Source organism: Pseudomonas extremaustralis (genome assembly GCF_900102035.1).
Lineage (GTDB): Bacteria > Pseudomonadota > Gammaproteobacteria > Pseudomonadales > Pseudomonadaceae > Aquipseudomonas > Aquipseudomonas extremaustralis.
This window is the reverse complement of the sequence record NZ_LT629689.1, coordinates 2,897,693-2,916,135: the sequence shown is the minus strand read 5'-3', so window position 1 is coordinate 2,916,135 and position 18,443 is coordinate 2,897,693. Positions and strand designations below refer to the sequence as shown.

Annotated in this window: 18 protein-coding genes; 9 read left to right on the top strand and 9 right to left on the bottom strand. The window is 62.3% G+C overall.

What is annotated here, in order from left to right; translation table 11 throughout:
- Positions 1-24: 24 nt before the first annotated feature.
- The 7 genes from BLR63_RS13300 to BLR63_RS13270 all read right to left on the bottom strand — a co-directional run bounded on the left by BLR63_RS13300 (position 25) and on the right by BLR63_RS13270 (position 8,476).
- Positions 25-891 carry a pirin family protein gene (locus BLR63_RS13300; RefSeq protein ID WP_010564983.1) on the bottom strand — a complete coding sequence of 289 codons (867 nt, stop codon included), beginning with the start codon at positions 889-891 and terminating at the stop codon, positions 25-27.
- Between the two features lie 64 nt (positions 892-955).
- A complete protein-coding gene (locus BLR63_RS13295) occupies positions 956-1,372 on the bottom strand; it encodes an OsmC family protein (protein WP_010564982.1) in 417 nt (138 codons plus the stop codon).
- Positions 1,373-1,517: 145 nt separating this feature from the next.
- A complete protein-coding gene (gene fabB / locus BLR63_RS13290) occupies positions 1,518-2,738 on the bottom strand; it encodes a beta-ketoacyl-ACP synthase I (RefSeq protein WP_010564981.1) in 1,221 nt (406 codons plus the stop codon).
- Positions 2,739-2,749: 11 nt separating this feature from the next.
- Positions 2,750-3,265, bottom strand: a complete 516-nt coding sequence (fabA, locus tag BLR63_RS13285; RefSeq protein ID WP_003210552.1) for a 3-hydroxyacyl-[acyl-carrier-protein] dehydratase FabA — start codon at positions 3,263-3,265, stop codon at positions 2,750-2,752.
- A 249-nt stretch (positions 3,266-3,514) separates the two neighbouring features.
- Positions 3,515-5,416, bottom strand: coding sequence for an ATP-binding protein (locus BLR63_RS13280; RefSeq protein WP_010564980.1), 1,902 nt, complete (start codon positions 5,414-5,416; stop codon positions 3,515-3,517).
- On the bottom strand, positions 5,413-6,342 hold the full coding sequence (locus BLR63_RS13275) for an ABC transporter substrate-binding protein (protein ID WP_010564979.1): 930 nt from the start codon (positions 6,340-6,342) through the stop codon (positions 5,413-5,415). The genes BLR63_RS13280 and BLR63_RS13275 overlap by 4 nt, the downstream gene beginning before the upstream one ends.
- Position 6,343: 1 nt before the next feature.
- Entirely contained in the window at positions 6,344-8,476 is a 2,133-nt protein-coding gene (locus tag BLR63_RS13270) for a TonB-dependent receptor plug domain-containing protein (protein ID WP_078833184.1), read from the bottom strand.
- A gap of 195 nt (positions 8,477-8,671) precedes the next feature.
- On the opposite strand from BLR63_RS13270, the gene BLR63_RS13265 reads away from it, so the two are divergent.
- The 9 genes from BLR63_RS13265 (at position 8,672) to BLR63_RS13225 (ending at position 16,529) form a co-directional block, all read left to right on the top strand.
- Complete coding sequence (locus BLR63_RS13265; RefSeq protein WP_010564977.1) at positions 8,672-9,697, top strand: NAD(P)H-dependent glycerol-3-phosphate dehydrogenase; 1,026 nt, start codon at positions 8,672-8,674, stop codon at positions 9,695-9,697.
- Positions 9,698-9,707: 10 nt separating this feature from the next.
- Positions 9,708-10,055: a DUF4389 domain-containing protein gene (locus tag BLR63_RS13260; RefSeq protein WP_010564976.1), complete on the top strand. Its 348-nt coding sequence runs from the start codon at positions 9,708-9,710 to the stop codon at positions 10,053-10,055.
- Positions 10,052-10,501, top strand: coding sequence for a phosphohistidine phosphatase SixA (gene sixA, locus BLR63_RS13255; protein WP_010564975.1), 450 nt, complete (start codon positions 10,052-10,054; stop codon positions 10,499-10,501). Before BLR63_RS13260 ends, sixA begins: the two co-directional genes overlap by 4 nt.
- Before the next feature lie 85 nt (positions 10,502-10,586).
- Entirely contained in the window at positions 10,587-12,236 is a 1,650-nt protein-coding gene (locus tag BLR63_RS13250) for an AMP-binding protein (RefSeq protein ID WP_010564974.1), read from the top strand.
- Positions 12,237-12,266: 30 nt separating this feature from the next.
- Complete coding sequence (locus BLR63_RS13245; RefSeq protein ID WP_010564973.1) at positions 12,267-12,710, top strand: hotdog fold thioesterase; 444 nt, start codon at positions 12,267-12,269, stop codon at positions 12,708-12,710.
- 97 nt (positions 12,711-12,807) lie between these two features.
- Positions 12,808-13,611: an alpha/beta fold hydrolase gene (locus tag BLR63_RS13240; RefSeq protein ID WP_010564972.1), complete on the top strand. Its 804-nt coding sequence runs from the start codon at positions 12,808-12,810 to the stop codon at positions 13,609-13,611.
- A complete protein-coding gene (locus BLR63_RS13235) occupies positions 13,608-14,462 on the top strand; it encodes an alpha/beta fold hydrolase (protein ID WP_010564971.1) in 855 nt (284 codons plus the stop codon). The genes BLR63_RS13240 and BLR63_RS13235 overlap by 4 nt, the downstream gene beginning before the upstream one ends.
- Positions 14,463-14,576: 114 nt before the next feature.
- Positions 14,577-15,395, top strand: a complete 819-nt coding sequence (locus BLR63_RS13230; protein WP_010564970.1) for a DUF4892 domain-containing protein — start codon at positions 14,577-14,579, stop codon at positions 15,393-15,395.
- Between the two features lie 72 nt (positions 15,396-15,467).
- Positions 15,468-16,529, top strand: coding sequence for an AI-2E family transporter (locus tag BLR63_RS13225; RefSeq protein ID WP_010564969.1), 1,062 nt, complete (start codon positions 15,468-15,470; stop codon positions 16,527-16,529).
- Here BLR63_RS13225 and BLR63_RS13220 read toward each other — a convergent pair.
- Positions 16,526-17,575, bottom strand: coding sequence for a sensor histidine kinase (locus tag BLR63_RS13220; RefSeq protein WP_010564968.1), 1,050 nt, complete (start codon positions 17,573-17,575; stop codon positions 16,526-16,528). The two genes, BLR63_RS13225 and BLR63_RS13220, sit on opposite strands and share 4 nt — an antisense overlap.
- Entirely contained in the window at positions 17,575-18,339 is a 765-nt protein-coding gene (locus BLR63_RS13215; protein WP_042946844.1) for a response regulator, read from the bottom strand. The genes BLR63_RS13220 and BLR63_RS13215 overlap by 1 nt, the downstream gene beginning before the upstream one ends.
- Between the last annotated feature and the right edge of the window lie 104 nt (positions 18,340-18,443).

The following is an 18,443-nucleotide window of genomic DNA, read 5'->3' as shown; positions in this document are numbered from 1 at the left end:
TAGGAGCGAGCTTGCTCGCGAATGCTACCTCACCGGCAACTCAATCCTTTCGGTTTCGCCGGGTACCGTCGGCCAATCCCCTGCGGCCCAACGCTGTCGTGCCGCCTCGATCTTCAACGGATCGCTCGCGACGAAGTTCCAGTTGATCCGCCGTGGCCCATCCAGCGGCGCTCCGCCGATGATCACCAGGTGGCAATCGGACTCGGCGAACACCGTCATCGCCTGTCCGCTCGGCAATACCACTAGGCTGCGCACTTCCAGCGTTTCACCATCCAACTGCGCGTCACCCTCCAGTACGTACACCGCGCGCTCCTCATGTTCATCGGGGATCAGCAGCGTCGTGGCCGTTTGCATCCGCACGTCGGCATACAGCGTAGGCGACAGTACTGGCACCGGTGATGTGAGGCAGAAGCCGTTTCCAGCGATCAAGCGGATCTGCACGCCCAGGTTGTCACTGATGGGCAGGCTGGCGGCCGGGTGATGGCTGTAGTGCCCTGGCCCCGTCTCGTGGTCCTGGGGCGAAGCCAGCCACACTTGCAGCCCGTGCAGGCTGAAACCACTGGTCTTCAATGCCTCGGGCGTGCGCTCGACGTGGGCAATCGCGCTGCCGGCGGTCATCCAACTGACATCGCCGGCCTCCACTACTTGGTCCGATCCCAGGCTGTCCTTGTGTTGCAGCACGCCGTCGAACAGGTAGGTGAGAGTCGACAGGCCGATATGCGGGTGCTGGCGGATATTCATGCCGGTGCCCGGCGCATAGCGGGTCGGCAGCATATGGTCGAAGAACACAAACGGCCCGACTTGGCGGCATTCGCGCGATGGCAATGGGCGCAGGATGGGTTGGCCCTCGACATCTTCGGGGCGAGGGCGGATTACGGTGAGGGTGGTCATGGTGGGTCCCAGTCTGAGCGGGTTGGATGACCCAGAGCATAACCCGCTCGACGGAGGATTGGCGCTACTGGCTGAAGGCGCCTTCGGACAATTTCGTCTCAATGGTGACGTCGGCGGTGGTCATCAGCTTGTGCACCGGGCAGCGATCGGCGATGCGGTGCAGGTCGTTGCGCTGTTCGTCGGAGAGTACGCCCTTGAGGGTCAGCTTGACGTTGAGCTTGTATTTGCCCTTTTGCTCTTCAGCGTCATCGCGGCTGACTTCCACGGTCACGCCGGTCAGCGGAATGTCTTTTCTCTGCGCATAGAGCTTGACGGTCAAGGCCTTGCACGACGCCAGTGCGGCATCGAAGTAATCGTGGGGGGAGGGCGCGGAATCATCACCGCCCAGGCTCTTGGGCAGGTCGGTGAATAGTTCATGGTTGTCGATGTTGACGCTGTGGCGGAAGTTGTCGTGGTTCAGCGTATTGACGGTAACAGGCATGGTAAACCTCACAGACTGACAGGATAAAGGTCATGCAGTTATAGAGCATGCAGGGGCTTGGGTGTTCCGTGATTGAGGATTTTCAGTTGCCCATGAAAAAGCCCCGAACCAGTCGGGGCGTCTTCATGTAATCGACCTGCGGGGCTTATTTGCCCTGCCAGCGCCTCAGCACCAGCGTGGCGTTAGTGCCACCGAAGCCGAAGCTGTTGCTCATCACGGTGTCGACTTTGGCGTTTTCAATGGTCTTGGTCAGGATCGGCATATCGGCGACGACCGGATCGATCTCTTCGATATTGGCCGAACCGGCCATGAAGTTGCCTTCCATCATCAACAGGCAGTAGATCGCTTCGTGAACGCCGGCGGCGCCCAGGGAGTGACCGGACAGGCTCTTGGTGGAGCTGATGGCCGGGGCCTTGTCGCCGAATACCGCACGCACGCCTTCCATTTCCTTGGCGTCGCCGACTGGAGTCGACGTGCCATGGGTGTTCAGGTAGTCGATGGGGGTATCCACGGTGGACATGGCCATCTGCATGCAACGAATAGCGCCTTCACCGCTTGGCGCAACCATGTCGTAGCCGTCGGAGGTCGCGCCATAGCCGACGATTTCCGCGTAGATCTTCGCGCCACGGGCCAGAGCGTGTTCCAGCTCCTCGACCACCACCATGCCGCCACCGCCGGCGATGACGAAACCGTCACGCTTGGCGTCGTAGGCACGGGAGGCTTTTTCCGGGGTGTCGTTGTACTGGGTGGACAGGGCGCCCATGGCGTCGAACAGGAACGACTGGCTCCAATGCTCTTCTTCACCGCCGCCGGCGAACACGATGTCCTGCTTGCCCAACTGGATCTGCTCAACGGCACTACCGATGCAGTGAGCACTGGTGGCGCATGCGGAGGAGATCGAGTAGTTCACGCCCTTGATCTGGAACGGCGTGGCCAGGCAGGCCGAAACGGTGCTGCCCATGGTCCGTGTAACACGGTACGGGCCAACGCGCTTCACGCCTTTTTCGCGCAGGATGTCCAGCGCTTCCATCTGGTTGAGGGTCGATGCGCCGCCGGAACCGGCGATCAGGCCGGTGCGCACGTTCGATACCTGGTCGTCGCTCAGGCCGGAGTCGGCAATCGCGTCTTTCATGGCCAGGTAGGCATAGGCGGCAGCGTGGCCGACGAAGCGATAGATCTTGCGATCGATCAGCTCTTCGAGGGGCAGGTCGATGGAGCCGGAAACCTGGCTACGCAGACCCATTTCGGCATATTCCGGGTTGAAGCGGATGCCAGGGCGACTTGCACGCAGGTTAGCGGTGACGGTCTCTTTGTCATTGCCCAGGCAAGAAACGATGCCCAGACCAGTGATAACGACGCGGCGCATGCGGATAACCCTTAAAAGTTGTCAGTGGAAGTGAATACGCCGACCCGGAGGCCTTCGGCAGTATAGATCTCGCGACCGTCGACAGTCACCGAACCGTCGGCGATGGCCAGGTTCAGCTTGCCCTTGAGGACGCGCTTGATTTGAATGTTGTAGGTGACTTTCTTCGCGGTCGGGAGGACCTGGCCAAAGAACTTCACTTCGCCCGAACCCAGGGCGCGACCGCGGCCTGGCAGGCCTTGCCAGCCCAGGTAGAAACCGACCAGTTGCCACATGGCATCGAGGCCCAGGCAGCCTGGCATCACCGGGTCGCCTTCGAAGTGGCAGGCGAAGAACCACAGGTCCGGGGTGATATCCAGCTCGGCGACCAATTCACCTTTGCCGTACTTGCCACCCTCTTCGCTGATATGGGTGATGCGATCCACCATCAGCATGTTCGGGGCGGGCAGTTGCGCGTTACCTGGGCCGAACAGCTCACCGCGACTGCAGCGCAGCAGGTCTTCCCGAGTAAAGGCGTTTTGTTTGGTCATGCGAGCTCCTCAATAATCCCATGCGGCAGGGTGGGGCAAATCTTCCCGAACCGAATGAAGCGTTCATGCCTCATGTCGGCAGCCTACACATAGACTATTGCGTTGTAGTGAAAGTCACAGCGTCAAGGCACTGAATGTACACTTGTTCACTGAAATTTTAAACCGGGCCTGTTTATCGGTCCGTTCGGGTGCCTAAGACTGCCGCACTTTCGTCTTTCACGCCAGTCGGAGTTGGCTGATGGCGCGGCGCTATTGCACCCAGCGCTGCAGGATTTGCTGCAAATCCGTGCGTTTGAACGGCTTGGCCAGGTAATCGTTCATTCCCGCTGTGAGACAGGCTTCTCGGTCGCCCTGCAAGGCGTTGGCGGTCAACGCGATGATTGGCAGGTCGGCGCAGCCCGGCAACTGGCGAATCTGCCGGGTGGCTTCGTAGCCATCGATCAGCGGCAGCCGGCAATCCATCAGGATCGCCGTGAAAATCAGGCTCTCGGCGCTGCGGATCGCTTCGGCACCGTCGGTGGCCAGGCTCACTTCGAACCCCAGGCTGCGCAGCATGGCTTCGACCACAGTGCGGTTGACCGGGTTGTCCTCTACCAGCAACACATGGCGACCGTTGCCCGCGCTGGCTTTGCCTTCGGCGTTGGCGGCGATGGCCGGCACGTTTTGCTGGTCGATGGCCAGGGGGATTTCCAGGGTGAACACCGAACCACGGCTCTCTTCGCTCTGCGCGCGCAGGGTGCCACCCATGCGTTCGGCCAGGGTGCGGGCGATGGGCAGGCCCAGGCCGGTGCCGCCGTAACGTCTTGAAATGGAACTGTCGGCTTGCTGGAACGCATCGAACATCAGTTCCAGGCGCTCGGCGGAAATGCCGATGCCACTGTCGCGCACGGCGCAGGTAAACCACACCAGGTCATGATCGAGGCTCTGCCAGTGCGGCTCGATGCTGATCGTGCCGTGCTCGGTGAACTTGAGGGCATTGCCGATCAGGTTCACCAGGATCTGCCGGATACGCGTCGGATCACCCAGCACCCGCAGGGTGTCCATGCCCGGTGGGATCGGCAGCGTGAGCGTCAGGCCTCGCTGCTGGGCGCTGTGCTGAAAGACCTGGGCGCAACTGTTGATCAGGTCGGCCAGGTTGAACGGGATGTGCTCCAGCTCCAGGGCGGCGCGTTCGATGCGCGAGAAGTCGAGGATATCGTTGATGACCTTGAGCAAGTGCTCAGTGGACTCGGAGGCCAGCGCCGCATATTCGGCTTGCTCCTCGGTCATCTCGGTGGTTTCCAGCAACTGCAGCATACCCAGCACGCCGTTCATCGGAGTGCGCAGTTCATGGCTCATCATCGCCAGGAAGTCCGACTTGGCGTTGTTGGCGCGCTCGGCTTCTTCACGGGTCTGGATCAGTTGGGCCATGGCCTGCTGCTGTTCGCGGCTGGCTTGGTTAAGGCCTTCGGCAAGGTTGTTGATGTGCCGCGACAGGTCGCCCAGTTCCGAGTCATCCACGATCGGTAGCGGTGTCTTGTAATCGCCTTGCTGGATGGCTTTCACGGCGTTACCCATGGCGCTGATCGGCTGCGACAGGCTGGCCGCTAGGCGCCGTGCGAGCAGGTAGGTAAACAGCAGGGCGAACAGCGCGAGAATCGCGGCTTTGAACAGGATCTCCTGCTGACGCTGGCTGAATGCGTCGTTGGACATGCCGACAATCACCCGGCCCAAGTAGTCCGCGCGGGGCGCCTTGGGCTCGTTGAGGTTGTCCTGGAAAAAGTCGTTGCTCAGCTGGATATGCTGCAGGCGGATCGGCGCCTGGAACACTTTCACCGACAACGAGCGGTCGTTTTTCTCGGTGGACTGTTCGACATACACCAAAATGTTCTCGTTGCTGTCCTGAATCTCCAGGAAGCGCACATGGGGTGTGGCCAGCGTGGCGCGCAGCAGGCTGTCGAGCACATCGTTGTTGCCGGAGATCACCCCATATTCGGTGGCGGGCGCCAGTTGGTTGGCGATCAGTTGGCCGGTGTGGTCCAGTTCCTGGCGCAGGTCCTGGATACGCACGAAGGTGAAGAAGCTGATCAACAGCAAGGTCAGCAACAGCGCCGGGCCCAGGGTGATGAGCTGGGTGCGGGTATTGATGTCCCAACGACGACGCAAGGTCATGGGCGTTTTTCTCCTTCGGCCAATCGGGCGGCGACGCCGGCTTCGTCCACCTGTTCGATGCCCAGTGAGCGCGCGACTTGCGGGTTGCCCACGACTTTGAAGTGTTCCGGGTAGAGTGTGCGCGGCCAGTTGGCCGGCGGGTGGTCCAGCAGGTCGTCGAGCACGGCCAGCCAGTCGGCCTGGTCGCTGTAGGTGCTGGCCAGGCTGCCGGCCCGCACGAATCCTGCATTCGGTCCCACCAGCGGCAATTGCTGGGAGTAGCTGCTCAGCAACAGGTTCTTCGCGGTTTTGGGGTTATACAGTTGCGGGTCGTCGAGGCCGAGCAGTACGTCACTGCTTCTGAACAGACTCTGCAACGGACGGCTGTCGTTGGTGTTGTCCCAGCGTTGGGGCACGATTTCCAGGCCCAGGGCTGTGGCGTGCTGGCGCAGTTCGGGCAGCAGGAACTCACTCTCGGCGCCATAGAGCACGCCGATACGCCGCGCCTGGGGCAGGATGGCGGCAATCAGATGCAGTTGACGCTCCAGCGGCGGGTCGCTCCACAGCAGGCTGATTCGTGCATGCTGCGTGCTGCCCAGGCGCTGATGGGCTTGCAGCCGGCTGATGCGCAGCACCAGGGTCGGAGGGCCCTGGGCATCCTGCAGACGCCAGTCGAGGCCGGGCAGGTCGAGCAGGATCAAGCGCGTGTTGGCGGGCAGGCGGTTGGGGGGCGGCAAGTCCTTGAGGGGAGTGAAGGTTATGCGGTCTGCCGGGCGTTGCTGGGCCAGGGCCCGGGTAAAGGTCTGTACTCCCACCCCGTCTTCGGCTGCGGTCAGCAGGATGTCCGCGCTCCACGCAGGTTGTGCCAGCAACAGGCACGCCAGCAGCGCAGCGCGTCGACAGAGTGAGTAGATAAAGCAGAAGGTCATCCGTGACGAGTCGCCCATGTCAGAACTCTAACTCCGCGCTGAAGTAGAGGACGTGACGCTGGTCGTAGGTGTTGTCGGCCCATGTAGTGGGCTGGTTATCGAGGCGTTGTTGCAACATGCCGGCCAGCTCCACATTGGCTTTGCCCAGGGCAATGCGCTTGGCCACCCGCAGGTCGACCCGTTCGAAGCGATATTGGTTGAGTGCGTCGTCGCCATAGTAGAACAGCGCGCTGGACCAGCCTTGTCCCCATTCGCGCAGCCATCCGGCCGAGCCACTGTTACGCGCGGTTTGGGCTTTGTCCAGTGGGTTACTGGTGGTGGCATCGACATAAGCGTAAGTCAGCCGCAGGCGGTCGGCGTTGCTCACGCGCCAGTCGAACTGGGATTCGGCGCCGGTGAACCGCGAGCTGTTGGCGTTGCTGGCAATGTACTGGTTATTGCGCAGTGGCGAGCTGATCATGTCGGTGATTTCATCGTGGAACAGCTTCACGTCCAGGTTCAGCCCGATGTCGGCAAAGAAACCGTTGTAGCCCAGTTCCCGCGAGCGCATCAGTTCTTTGTCGAGGTTGCCCGGGCCACGTGTCTTCACGAAGTACTGCCCGGACGACTGCCCATAGGCCGGAGAGCTGAGGTTGGTGACGCGGTAGCTCCAGTTGACGTTGTTCTCGAACATGTCCGGCGAGCGGATCGCCTCGGAGTACACCGCGCGCAGGCCATGGCGCGGGTTGATCAGGTAGTTGACCGCTACCCGGGGCGTCAGTGAGTTGCCGCTCAGGTGGGTATCTTCATACATGGCGCCGCCCTGCAGCAGCCAATGTTCGCTGGCGCGCCATTCAAGCTGGCCGAACAGGCGCCAGGTGGTGTCGTCCAGGGTGCCGTTGAAGTAGGTGTCGGAGTCGGCGCGATCGTAGCGATAGTTCATGCCACTGACCAGGCGCAGGCTGTCGGACAGGCTCAAGGTGTCCTGGATCTCCAGGTCGTAGCGGCTTTCGCGGGTGCTCTGGTCGATGTCGCCGCATACGCTCTGGCTGGCACCGTTGCGCCATTGGTCCAGCACTTGATTGGCCAGGGCCTGCTCGGCGGCGCTGCCGGGTGGTGCCGAGCCTTGGCTGTAGGTGTCCATGTGCCGGGCCAGTAACTCGGCATAGTTGGGATTGAGCTGCCATAGCTGGGTGAGTTCCGGGCTGAACGAGACCTTGGCGTCGCACGCTTTCCAGATTTGCCGACGGTCCCACTGTTGGGCCGAACCCTGGATATACAGGCTGTGCTCGGGGTTGAAATCAAAGTTCCAGCGCAGGGAACCGGCGTAGTCCTTGGCCGTGACGTCGGAATTGTTGCCGCTTTCGGTAATTCCGGCAAATACCGGCCTGTAGGTATATGGACGCTGGTTGGTGCCTTCCTTGGCATCCAGTTGCCAGTCGATGCTTTGCTGTGTGTTCAAGGTCTGGCTCACTGCCAGGCTGAAGCGGTTGAGGCGCCGGCCGTCACGGCGGTCGGCGCCGACGGCATTGCTGTCGAAGCCATCGTCCTGTTGCCCGGACAGGGACAGGCGCAAATCGCCGGTTTCCCAGCCCTCGCCCTGGCTGGCATAAAAGTCGTTGATACCGCGTTCGCCGCGCACCACCTTCAGCCGTGAACCGTGGCTGTTGGCTGGCGAGCGCGTGAGGATATTGACCACCGCCATCAAGGCATTGGCGCCGTAGCTGACGGTGTTGGGGCCTCGGAATACTTCGATCCGCTCGATGTCCTCCATGGCCACCGGAATGTCGCTCCAGTCCACGGTGGCCAGGCCCGCGCGGTATACCGAGCGGCCATCGATCAACACTTGCATGCGCCGCGCATCGCTCGCGCTGGTGCCGTGGTAGTTCACCGCCGCCTGGTTGCCGGTGGTATAGCCGACCATCATGCCCGGCACCAGACGCAGCAGTTCGCTGATGTCGCGGGCGCCGCTGGCCTTGATCAGTTCGCTGTCGATCACGGTCATGCTGCCGGGCACGGCCGCGGCCGATTGCTTGAGCCGGGTGGCGGTCAATACCTGCGGCAGCGGCTGACTGTCGAGGAACAGATCGTCAGCCAGCACGGGGCTACTCCCCAACGGAATGCCCAACAGCAATAGCAACACAGATGAACGGCGAGGAGGGCCCAAATACACGGCACGGCCTTGATAATTGCGGATAGCCGCCCATGTTAACTGAGGTGGGGCCTTTTGCCAGTCGTGGAACTTGCAATTACGTCACACCTGTCTGGCCTTTTCCGACAAGCGTACGAATTGACACGGGGGCTGGCCGCAAGCGGGTCGCCCCGTATAATGCCGCCATCGCCACTGGTATGGATTAACGGATTGCATATGACTGAACAGCGCCCTATTGCGGTCCTGGGAGGCGGAAGTTTTGGTACCGCCGTGGCTAATCTGCTGGCCGAGAACGGTCATGCCGTGCGCCAGTGGATGCGTGATCCCGAGCAGGCCGAAGCCATTCGGGTGCACCGGGAAAATCCGCGTTACCTCAAAGGCATCAAGATTCATCCGGGGGTCGAGCCGGTGACGGACCTGCTGGCCACGTTGACCGACTGCGACCTGTGCTTCGTCGCGCTGCCTTCCAGCGCCTTGCGCTCGGTGCTGGCGCCCCATGCCGAACGGCTGGCGGGCAAGCTGCTGGTGAGCTTGACCAAGGGCATCGAGGCGCACACCTTCAAGCTGATGAGCGAGATCCTCGAAGAGATCGCCCCTCAGGCGCGCATTGGTGTGCTGTCCGGGCCGAACCTGGCGCGGGAAGTGGCCGAGCACGCGCTGACCGCCACCGTGATCGCCAGTGAAGACGAAGCGTTGTGCGAGCGCGTCCAGGCGGTGCTGCACGGTCGTACCTTCCGCGTCTATGCCAGCAGCGACCGCTTTGGCGTGGAGCTGGGCGGCGCGTTGAAAAACGTCTACGCAATCATCGCCGGCATGGCGGTGGCGCTGGGCATGGGCGAGAACACCAAGAGCATGCTGATCACCCGTGCGTTGGCGGAAATGACCCGCTTCGCGGTCAGCCAGGGCGCCAATCCAATGACCTTCCTCGGCCTTGCGGGCGTGGGTGACCTGATCGTCACCTGCTCGTCGCCGAAAAGCCGTAACTACCAAGTGGGGTTCGCCCTGGGCCAGGGCTTGAGCCTGGAAGAAGCAGTGACGCGCCTGGGCGAAGTGGCGGAAGGGGTCAATACCCTCAAGGTGCTCAAGGCCAAGGCTCAGGAAACGGGGGTGTATATGCCGTTGGTCGCCGGGCTGCATGCGATTCTGTTTGAAGGGCGCACCTTGAACCAGGTCATCGAGCTGCTGATGCGTGCCGAGCCGAAAACCGATGTCGACTTTATTTCCACCAGTGGTTTCAACTGAGGAACGCGCCATGAACGATCCGAAAGCAGCGCCCAAGTACGAATCCATTGCCCTGCGCATCCTGTGGATGCTGGTATTTGCCCTGGTGTGGCAAGTGGCCCAGTTCCTGCTCGGCGCGTTGGTGGTGGTGCAACTGATTTACCGCCTGATCTATGGCGCGCCGAACCTGGGGCTGATGAACTTCGGCGACAGCCTCAGCCAGTTCCTGGCGCAGATCGGCCGTTTCGGCAGCTTCCATACCGAGCAAAAGCCTTGGCCGTTCGACGATTGGCCCACCCCGCGCGTACCCGAGGGCGAGGCGGCCCATAGCGTGCCGCCGGCGCCACATCCGGTGCGTGATGAAGAGCCAAAACTGTGAAGGTGTGGATTTTGCGCCACGGTGAGGCGCAAGCGCATGCGCGGACGGACGCCGAGCGCAACCTCACCGAACAGGGCCGCGCCGAAGCGTTGCGCAGCGCGGCGCACCTGATCGGCCAGCCCATCGACGCGATTTTCGCCAGCCCCTATGTACGGGCACAGCAGACCGCACAGTTGGTACGCGAGGCGTTGGGTTTCGAACCGGACATCCGCACGGTGCCGTGGCTGACGCCGGAAGGCAATCCGCAACAGGTGCTGGAGAAACTCGACGCCGATGAGAATGTGCTGTTGGTCAGCCACCAGCCGCTGGTGGGCAACTTGATCGGCTTTCTGCGGCATGGTCATCAGCGTCAGCCACAACCGATGTACACCGCCAGCCTGGCGGAATTGGAGGGAGAGTTCCCACTGGCGGGGCTGATGAGCCTGGTCAGTGTGAAGAATCCGTAGGCTTTGTCGCTGCTTTGTGTGTGCTATATAGTCAGCCGAGCAAGTGCTTGGTTGGCTATCGTCGGACCACAAAGGAGCGCGTCCCATGCCCGTCGCTGTTCGTTTGCCGTTGCAGGTCTTCTTCGAACGTGAAGCGCGGCATCCGCGCAAACCCTTTCTGGTGCAGCCCCTTGATGCGGGCGAGGTGCAGACGCTCACCTGGGGTGAGGTCGGCCACCAGGCCCGTTGCGCTGCGCAGTGGTTGCGCGCCAGGGCATTACCGCCTGGTTCGCACATTGCCCTGATCTCGAAAAATTGCGCCCACTGGATCATCGCCGACCTGGCGATCTGGATGGCTGGGCATGTGTCGGTGCCGCTGTATCCGAACCTCACCGCCGATTCCGTCGCCCATGTGCTGACCCACTCCGAGGCGGCGCTGGTGTTTATCGGCAAACTCGACGATTGGCCTGCCATGGCCCCCGGTGTGCCGGCGGGCGTGCCGACCGTCAGCCTGCCGTTGTGCCCGGCCGGCCCGTTCGATTTCAGTTGGGCCGACCTGCAAGCCTGCCAGCCACTCCAGGATGGTCCGCTGCCCGGCGCTTCGGACCTTGCCACCCTCATCTATACCTCCGGCACCACCGGTTTGCCCAAAGGCGTGATGCACAGCTTTGGCGCCCTGGGCTTTGCGGCAACGCGGGGCACTGAGTTGTTTGGCTTGGGCGAGGAGGATCGGCTGCTGTCCTACTTGCCGCTGTGTCATGTGGCGGAGCGGATGTTTGTGGAGATGGCCGCGATCTATACCGGGCAAACGGTGTTTTTCGCGCAAAGCCTAGACACCTTTCTGACAGACCTGCGCAGGGCGCGGCCGACGGCATTGTTCGGTGTGCCGCGGATTTGGACCAAATTCCAGATGGGCGTCTACGCCAAGGTCCCGGCGAAACGCCTCGATACCTTGTTGCAACTGCCCTTTATCGGCAAGCGCGTGGGGCACAAGGTGCTTGCCGGCCTGGGCCTGGACGCTTTGCGCATTGCGCTGTCCGGTGCGGCGCCGGTGCCTGAGGCACTGTTGCGCTGGTATCAGCGCCTGGGCCTGGATGTACTGGAGGTATACGGCATGACCGAAAGCTGCGGTTACTCCCATGTCTGCCGCCCAGGGCAGCAGAAAATCGGTTGGATCGGCCTGCCTTGCCCGGAAGTTGAAGTGCGTATCGACCCCACGGGCGAGGTGCAGGTACGCAGCGGTGCGACCATGGTCGGCTATTTCAAGGACCCGGAAAAAACCCTTGAGACCCTCACCGCCGACGGCTTCCTGCGCACCGGCGACAAGGGCGAGCAGGACGCCGATGGCCACCTGCGCCTGACCGGACGGCTCAAGGAAATCTTCAAGACCAGTAAAGGCAAGTACGTGGCCCCTGCGCCGATTGAAAACCGCCTGGCCGAACATGCGCGCATCGAGCAGGTATGCGTGGTCGGCGACGGCCTCATCGCGCCGATCGGTCTGTGTGTGCTGTCGGCCGTGGACCAGGACCGGCAAGCGTTGCACAGCAGCCTTGAACGCTGGCTGGAACAGGTCAACCAAGCCCTGGATAAACATGAGCGTTTGCGCCAACTGGTCGTGGTCAAGGACAGTTGGGCGGTGGAAAACGGTTTTCTGACCCCGACCTTGAAGATCAAGCGCAACGTGATCGAAGCGACTTATGGTGCACAGTTCCAATCCTGGAGCGAGCGCACGGACGCCGTTCTGTGGCAGGATTAGGGTCATCATAAAACCCAAAAGGACAACCCTATGAGCCTGTGGCGTACCCAACCGCACATCGAGCAACTCAACGCCAGCCAGAAAAACACCATCGGCGAGCTGCTGGATATCCGCTTTGAAAGCTTCGACGACGACTCGTTGACCGCCAGCATGGCGGTCGATCAGCGCACCCATCAGCCCTTTGGCCTGCTGCACGGTGGTGCGTCGGTGGTGTTGGCCGAGACTGTCGGATCCATGGCCGCTTACCTGTGCGTCGACGCCAGCAAGTTCTATTGCGTGGGCCTGGAGGTCAACGCCAACCACCTGCGTGGGGTGCGCAGCGGGCGGGTAACGGCAGTGGCCAAGGCGATCCATATCGGTCGCACCACCCAGGTGTGGGACATTCGCTTGAGCAACGATGACGGTAAGGCCAGTTGTGTCTCGCGCCTGACCATGGCCGTGGTGCCCTTGGGCGAGAACCCGCCGGCGCGATAGGCGTGGCGTGAGTGTCATCATTCCTGGCAGTTACAGTCATTGCTGAGCTGCCCGGGCATGGTGACAATCGATTTCTGTTTTTGAAGGTGGGGCCGGTATGTCGCAGCACGTGTTTTTTGCCCACGCCAATGGGTTCCCTTCGGCTACCTACGGCAAGCTGTTTGCCGCCCTGGCCCCGGAATATACGGTGGCGCACCTGCCCCAGCACGGTCACGACCCCAGGTTTCCGGTGGACGATAACTGGCAGAACCTGGTGGACGAACTGATCCACCATCTGGAGTTGCAACCCGAACCGGTATGGGGCGTGGGCCACTCCCTGGGTGGCGTGTTGCATTTGCATGCGGCCATGCGTTGTCCGCACCTGTATCGCGGCGTGGTGATGCTGGATTCGCCGGTACTGACCCGCGCCGACCGCTGGGTGATCCGCGCTGCCAAGCGCTTCGGTTTCATCGACCGCCTGACTCCGGCCGGTCGCACCCTGGGCCGGCGTGAGGAGTTCAGCGACCTGGATGCCGCCCGCAGCTACTTTGCCGGCAAGACCCTGTTTCGCGGCTTCGACCCGGAATGCTTCGATGCCTACCTGCAACATGGCCTTCAGCAAGTGGGCGATCGCCTGCGCTTGCGCTTCGACCCGGCCACCGAAATCAGTATCTACCGTGGCGTGCCCCACACCAGTCCAGGCCAGGTGCGTCAATTGAAAGTGCCACTGGCGGTGGTGCGCGGTCGGCAAAGCCGGGTGGTGATGCGTCACCACGTCACCGGCGTCGGGCGCCTGCCCATGGGCGAAATGCTCACCATGCCCGGTGGTCACATGTTCCCCCTTGAGCGCCCGCAGGACACCGCCACCTTGATCAAGGATCTGTTCTCCCGCTGGCAAGCCCGGGAGCGCAGTTGCGCATGAGCACATCCGTCGAAGAGGTTCGCCTGAGCCTGCCGCATATCGAGTTGGCGGCCCACCTGTATGGTCCCGAGGACGGTTTACCGGTGATCGCCCTGCATGGCTGGCTGGACAATGCCAACAGCTTTGCGCGCCTGGCGCCGAAGCTTGTGGGCTTGCGCATCGTGGCCCTGGATATGGCGGGGCATGGGCATTCGGCGCATCGTCCCGCAGGTGCGGGGTATGCCTTGTGGGATTACGTCTCAGACGTGCTGCAAGTGGCCGAGCAACTGGGTTGGAAACGTTTTGCATTACTTGGCCATTCCCTTGGCGCCATCGTATCCCTGGTGCTGGCCGGTGCCTTGCCGGAGCGCGTGACGCACCTGGCGTTGATCGACGGCGTGATCCCTCCCACCGCCAGTGGCGAGAACGCTGCCGAGCGACTGGGCATGGCGTTGCAGGCGCAACTGGACCTGCGGGACAAGCGCAAGCCGGTCTACGACACCCTTGAACGCGCGGTTGAAGTGCGGATGAAAGGCCTGGTGGCCGTCAGTCGCGAAGCCGCCGAACTGCTGGCCCAGCGTGGTTTGATGCCGGTGCCGGGGGGCTACACCTGGCGTACGGATAGCCGTTTGACCCTGGCCTCGCCGGTGCGTCTGACTGACGAACAAGCCATGGCATTCGTGCGCCGCGTAGGGTGCCCTGCACAGTTGGTGGTCGCCGCTGACGGCATGCTGGCGAAACATCCCGAATTGCTTTCCCAGCTACCCTTTACCGTGACAACCCTGCCAGGTGGCCATCATTTGCACTTGAATGACGAGTCTGGCGCGATCCTTGTTGCAGGCTGTTTCAATCGGTTCTTCTCCATGCCTTGACTTGGCGCGGTCAACTGCCGAGGCTGGGCGGATCGAAAGGGAGTCAACCATGCACTATCTCGACACTGATCTGAAAACAGCAGCGACCTCCGATGGCCAGGGCTCAACGATCCGATGAGCCTGCGTAAAGGATGTATCCGTTTCCTGGGGCTGTGTGCATTCAGCCCATTGGTATTCGCCGCCGATGTGCCGGGCAGCCAGGACTTGCCCGCAGTAGCCCGCCAGATCGACTCACAAATCGTCGACTACCGTCCCGCCGAAGAAAAAGAGCGCATTTACCCGATGGGGGCGATCCGCAAGATCAGTGGCCAACTGCGTTACGAAGACCAGGCCATCGCACGCGGCCAAGCCACAGCCATCACCTACGAACTGCCCGCCGAACACACCTCCAGCGACGCCTTTACCGCCACCCGTGAAGCCTTGCAGCAAAAGGGCGCGCAATTGTTGTTCTGGTGCAAGGCCCGCGATTGCGGTGAGAGCAGCCTGTGGGCCAACGAGATTTTCGGCAATGCCAAGCTGGTGGGGGCCGACAGCCAGCAGGAATACCTGTTGCTGCGCCTGGCCGAGCCGCAGGCAAACTCCCTGATTGCGCTTTACGGTATTACGCGGGGTAACCGCCGCGCCTACCTGCACGTCGAGCAACTGGATGCCAGCGCGCCGCTGGGTGGGCTGTTGCCTACCTCGGCGACGTTGTTGCGCGAACTGAAAAGCACCGGCGAGCTGGACTTCCCCGCGCTCGGTGCCGAGCCGGATGAAACCTGGCTGACCCTGATTTCCCGTGGGTTGAACCTCGATACCACGTTGCGCGTCAGCTTGACCGGGCCGAATGCCGAAGCCTGGCGCCAGGCCCTGATCGAAAAGGGCGTGCGTGGCGCGCGCATGGAAACCGGCAGCGCTGAAACCAAAGGCTTGCATGTGCATCTGATACGCTGAACGCCACCGGGCGAACGGACCCGTGCCGTTCGCCTAAGCTCTCTTCTTACAGCCTTCTTCTAGAGATACTCCATGCTCAATAACGATCGCCTGCTGGTGCAAATCCTGCTGTTGGTGCTGTTCGGGGCCAGCTTCTGGGTGATGGCGCCGTTCTGGTCGGCGCTGTTCTGGGGCGCGGTGCTGGCCTTTGCCAGTTGGCCGTTGATGGTGCTGCTCACGCGCTGGCTGGGCGGTCGGGAATCCCTGGCTGCCGGAATCCTGACCCTGGGTTGGATGCTGCTGGTGGCGGTGCCGTTGGTGTGGCTGGGGTTCAACCTGGCTGACCATGTGCGCGATGCCGTGGCGTTGATCAAGGACATACAGGTCGACGGCTTGCCTGAGGCGCCGAGCTGGCTGGGTGCGATCCCGTTTGTCGGCGAGCGCCTGGTGGCGATGTGGAACAGCATCGATCAGCAGGGCGCGGCGTTGATGGTCAGCCTCAAGCCGTATCTGGGGCAGGTCGGTAACTGGCTGCTGGCACGCAGCGCGCAGATCGGTGGCGGTATTCTCGAGTTGACCCTGAGCCTGGTGTTCGTGTTCTTTTTCTACCGCGACGGGCCGCGTCTGGCCATGTTCGTGCACCGCTTGCTGGAGCGCTTGATCGGCGAACGTGCGGGTTACTACATCGAACTGGTGGCCGGTACCGTGCAACGGGTGGTCAATGGGGTGATCGGCACAGCCGCTGCCCAGGCTGTGCTGGCGCTGATCGGCTTCCTGATCGCTGGTGTGCCGGGCGCGCTGGTGCTGGGGATCGTGACTTTCCTGCTGAGCCTGATCCCCATGGGCCCGCCGCTGGTGTGGATCCCGGCCACGGCCTGGCTGGCGTGGAAGGGCGATTACACCTACGCGGTGTTCCTCGGCGTATGGGGCACGTTCGTCATCAGCGGCGTGGACAACGTGCTCAAGCCTTACCTGATCAGTCGCGGTGGCAACCTGCCGCTGGTGATCGTATTGCTGGGCGTGTTCGGTGGGTTGATCGCCTTTGGCTTTATCGGCCTGTTTATCGGTCCAACGTTGCTGGCGGTCGCGTACAGTCTGCTGATGGATTGGAGCGCGACTCAGGCCCAGGGGCGTCACGAAGACAAGCCCCTCTAAGCCCTTGGCAGCCACATCACGGCGGTCAAGCCTCCGCCCGGGGTCTCTTCCAGGGTCAGGCGGCCGCCGAGGCGCTCAACCGCGTCCTTGGCAATGGTCATGCCCAGGCCAACGCCGCCGGAGTTGCGGTTGCGCGAGCCTTCCAGCCGATAGAACGGCTCGAACACCGTCTCGCGTTTATCCGTGGCAATCCCCGGACCATGGTCGATCACCCGGATAACCAGGGCCTCGCGGCTGTCGTCCAGCTCCAGGCGCGCGCTGCCGGCGTAGCGCAATGCATTATCGATCAGGTTGTTGAGGCACGAACGCAGTGCCATCGGCTGCACTTGCAAGGGCGCGCAGGTGCCGGCGAACTGCACATCGCTGCCCTGATCCTGGGCGTTTTCACTCATGGACTCCACCAACGCCTGCACATCCAGCCACTGCCGGGTTTCGCTGGTGCGCTGTTCGTGCAGGTAGCTCAGGGTGGCGTCGAGCATGCCGATCATGTCGTTCAGGTCCTGGCGCATCTGGCCTTGCAACCGCGTGTCCTCGATCTGTTCCAGGCGCAGCTTGAGGCGTGACAGCGGGGTGCGCAGGTCATGGGAGACCGCCCCCAGCATGCGCGCGCGCTGGCTGACCTGCTCGCGGATACGTTTTTGCATCAGATTGAAGGTCAATGCCGCCTGCCGCGCTTCCCGAGGCCCGGATTCGTCGAGTGGGGGGCTGTCCAGGTCCAGGCTCAAACGTTCGGCTGCTTCGCTCAGGCGCTGGATCGGGCGGCTCAGCAGTTTGGCACCGTACCAGGCCGCGATGATCAGCGAGAAAAATTGAAAGGTCAGGGGCACCACGGGACCGCCGAACCAGGGACGGTCGCTGTTCTCGCGTGGCGGCGGCGGCCTTGCTCCATCGGGCGGTTCGATAAACTGTTCAGGGCGCGGTGGCGGCGGTGGGGGCGGTTGGCCGTAATGGTGAAACCAGAAATATGCCAGTCCATGGGCGAGCACAATTGCCACCAGCAACACGCCGAACAGCCGACCGAACAGTGTGTTGAAGGGGGCACGCATCAGCCGATATCCCGGGCGTCGAACAGGTAGCCTTCGCCACGCACAGTCTTGATCAACTGCGGTGCCTTTGGGTCATCCCCCAGTTTTTGGCGCAGGCGCGAGACCAGCAAGTCGATGCTGCGATCAAAGGCTTCGATGGAGCGGCCCCGGGCGGCATCCAGCAATTGTTCGCGGCTCAGCACGCGGCGCGGACGTTCGATAAACACCCACAACAGGCGGAATTCAGCATTGGACAGTGGCACCACCAGGCCATCGTCGGCCACCAGTTGGCGCAGCACGCTGTTGAGTCGCCAGTTGTCGAAGCGGATATTGGCGCGCTGTTCAGTGCGATCGTCACGCACGCGGCGCAGGATGGTCTGGATGCGCGCCACCAGCTCACGGGGCTCGAAAGGCTTGGACATATAGTCGTCGGCGCCCAGTTCCAGGCCGATGATGCGGTCCGTGGGTTCGCAGCGAGCGGTGAGCATCAGGATCGGGATGTCCGATTCGCCGCGCAGCCAACGGCACAGCGACAAGCCGTCTTCGCCCGGCAGCATTAGGTCGAGCACGACCACATCGAAGGTTTCGGCTTGCATGGCCAGGCGCATGGCGGTGCCGTCGGTCACGCCGGTGGCGAGAATATTGAAGCGGGCCAGGTAATCGATCAACAGTTCGCGGATCGGTACGTCGTCGTCAACGATCAGCGCGCGGGTATTCCAGCGCTTGTCATCGGCGATCACCGCGGCTTTTTGCTCGTCTTTCACAGGGACGGGTGGGGTATGCATAGTGCGATCATCTGCCTGGTTGTTGCGGTCAGCATAGGCGCCCAGCCCCATGGCTGGAAGTGCTGGTCGGGGTCGTGCGGGCGAGGCTAATCGTGCGGCGTGTT

What these genes read in the sequence shown, in the direction of transcription:
- fabA (WP_003210552.1), bottom strand. Translation starts at nt 3,265, where the DNA reads ATGACCAAACAAAACGCCTTTACTCGGGAAGACCTGCTGCGCTGCAGT.
- BLR63_RS13265 (WP_010564977.1), top strand. Translation starts at nt 8,672, where the DNA reads ATGACTGAACAGCGCCCTATTGCGGTCCTGGGAGGCGGAAGTTTTGGT.
- BLR63_RS13225 (WP_010564969.1), top strand. Translation starts at nt 15,468, where the DNA reads ATGCTCAATAACGATCGCCTGCTGGTGCAAATCCTGCTGTTGGTGCTG.
- BLR63_RS13220 (WP_010564968.1), bottom strand. Translation starts at nt 17,575, where the DNA reads ATGCGTGCCCCCTTCAACACACTGTTCGGTCGGCTGTTCGGCGTGTTG.
- BLR63_RS13240 (WP_010564972.1), top strand. Translation starts at nt 12,808, where the DNA reads ATGTCGCAGCACGTGTTTTTTGCCCACGCCAATGGGTTCCCTTCGGCT.
- BLR63_RS13295 (WP_010564982.1), bottom strand. Translation starts at nt 1,372, where the DNA reads ATGCCTGTTACCGTCAATACGCTGAACCACGACAACTTCCGCCACAGC.
- BLR63_RS13250 (WP_010564974.1), top strand. Translation starts at nt 10,587, where the DNA reads ATGCCCGTCGCTGTTCGTTTGCCGTTGCAGGTCTTCTTCGAACGTGAA.
- BLR63_RS13275 (WP_010564979.1), bottom strand. Translation starts at nt 6,342, where the DNA reads ATGGGCGACTCGTCACGGATGACCTTCTGCTTTATCTACTCACTCTGT.
- BLR63_RS13215 (WP_042946844.1), bottom strand. Translation starts at nt 18,339, where the DNA reads ATGCATACCCCACCCGTCCCTGTGAAAGACGAGCAAAAAGCCGCGGTG.
- BLR63_RS13300 (WP_010564983.1), bottom strand. Translation starts at nt 891, where the DNA reads ATGACCACCCTCACCGTAATCCGCCCTCGCCCCGAAGATGTCGAGGGC.
- BLR63_RS13235 (WP_010564971.1), top strand. Translation starts at nt 13,608, where the DNA reads ATGAGCACATCCGTCGAAGAGGTTCGCCTGAGCCTGCCGCATATCGAG.
- BLR63_RS13230 (WP_010564970.1), top strand. Translation starts at nt 14,577, where the DNA reads ATGAGCCTGCGTAAAGGATGTATCCGTTTCCTGGGGCTGTGTGCATTC.
- BLR63_RS13260 (WP_010564976.1), top strand. Translation starts at nt 9,708, where the DNA reads ATGAACGATCCGAAAGCAGCGCCCAAGTACGAATCCATTGCCCTGCGC.
- BLR63_RS13245 (WP_010564973.1), top strand. Translation starts at nt 12,267, where the DNA reads ATGAGCCTGTGGCGTACCCAACCGCACATCGAGCAACTCAACGCCAGC.
- BLR63_RS13280 (WP_010564980.1), bottom strand. Translation starts at nt 5,416, where the DNA reads ATGACCTTGCGTCGTCGTTGGGACATCAATACCCGCACCCAGCTCATC.
- fabB (WP_010564981.1), bottom strand. Translation starts at nt 2,738, where the DNA reads ATGCGCCGCGTCGTTATCACTGGTCTGGGCATCGTTTCTTGCCTGGGC.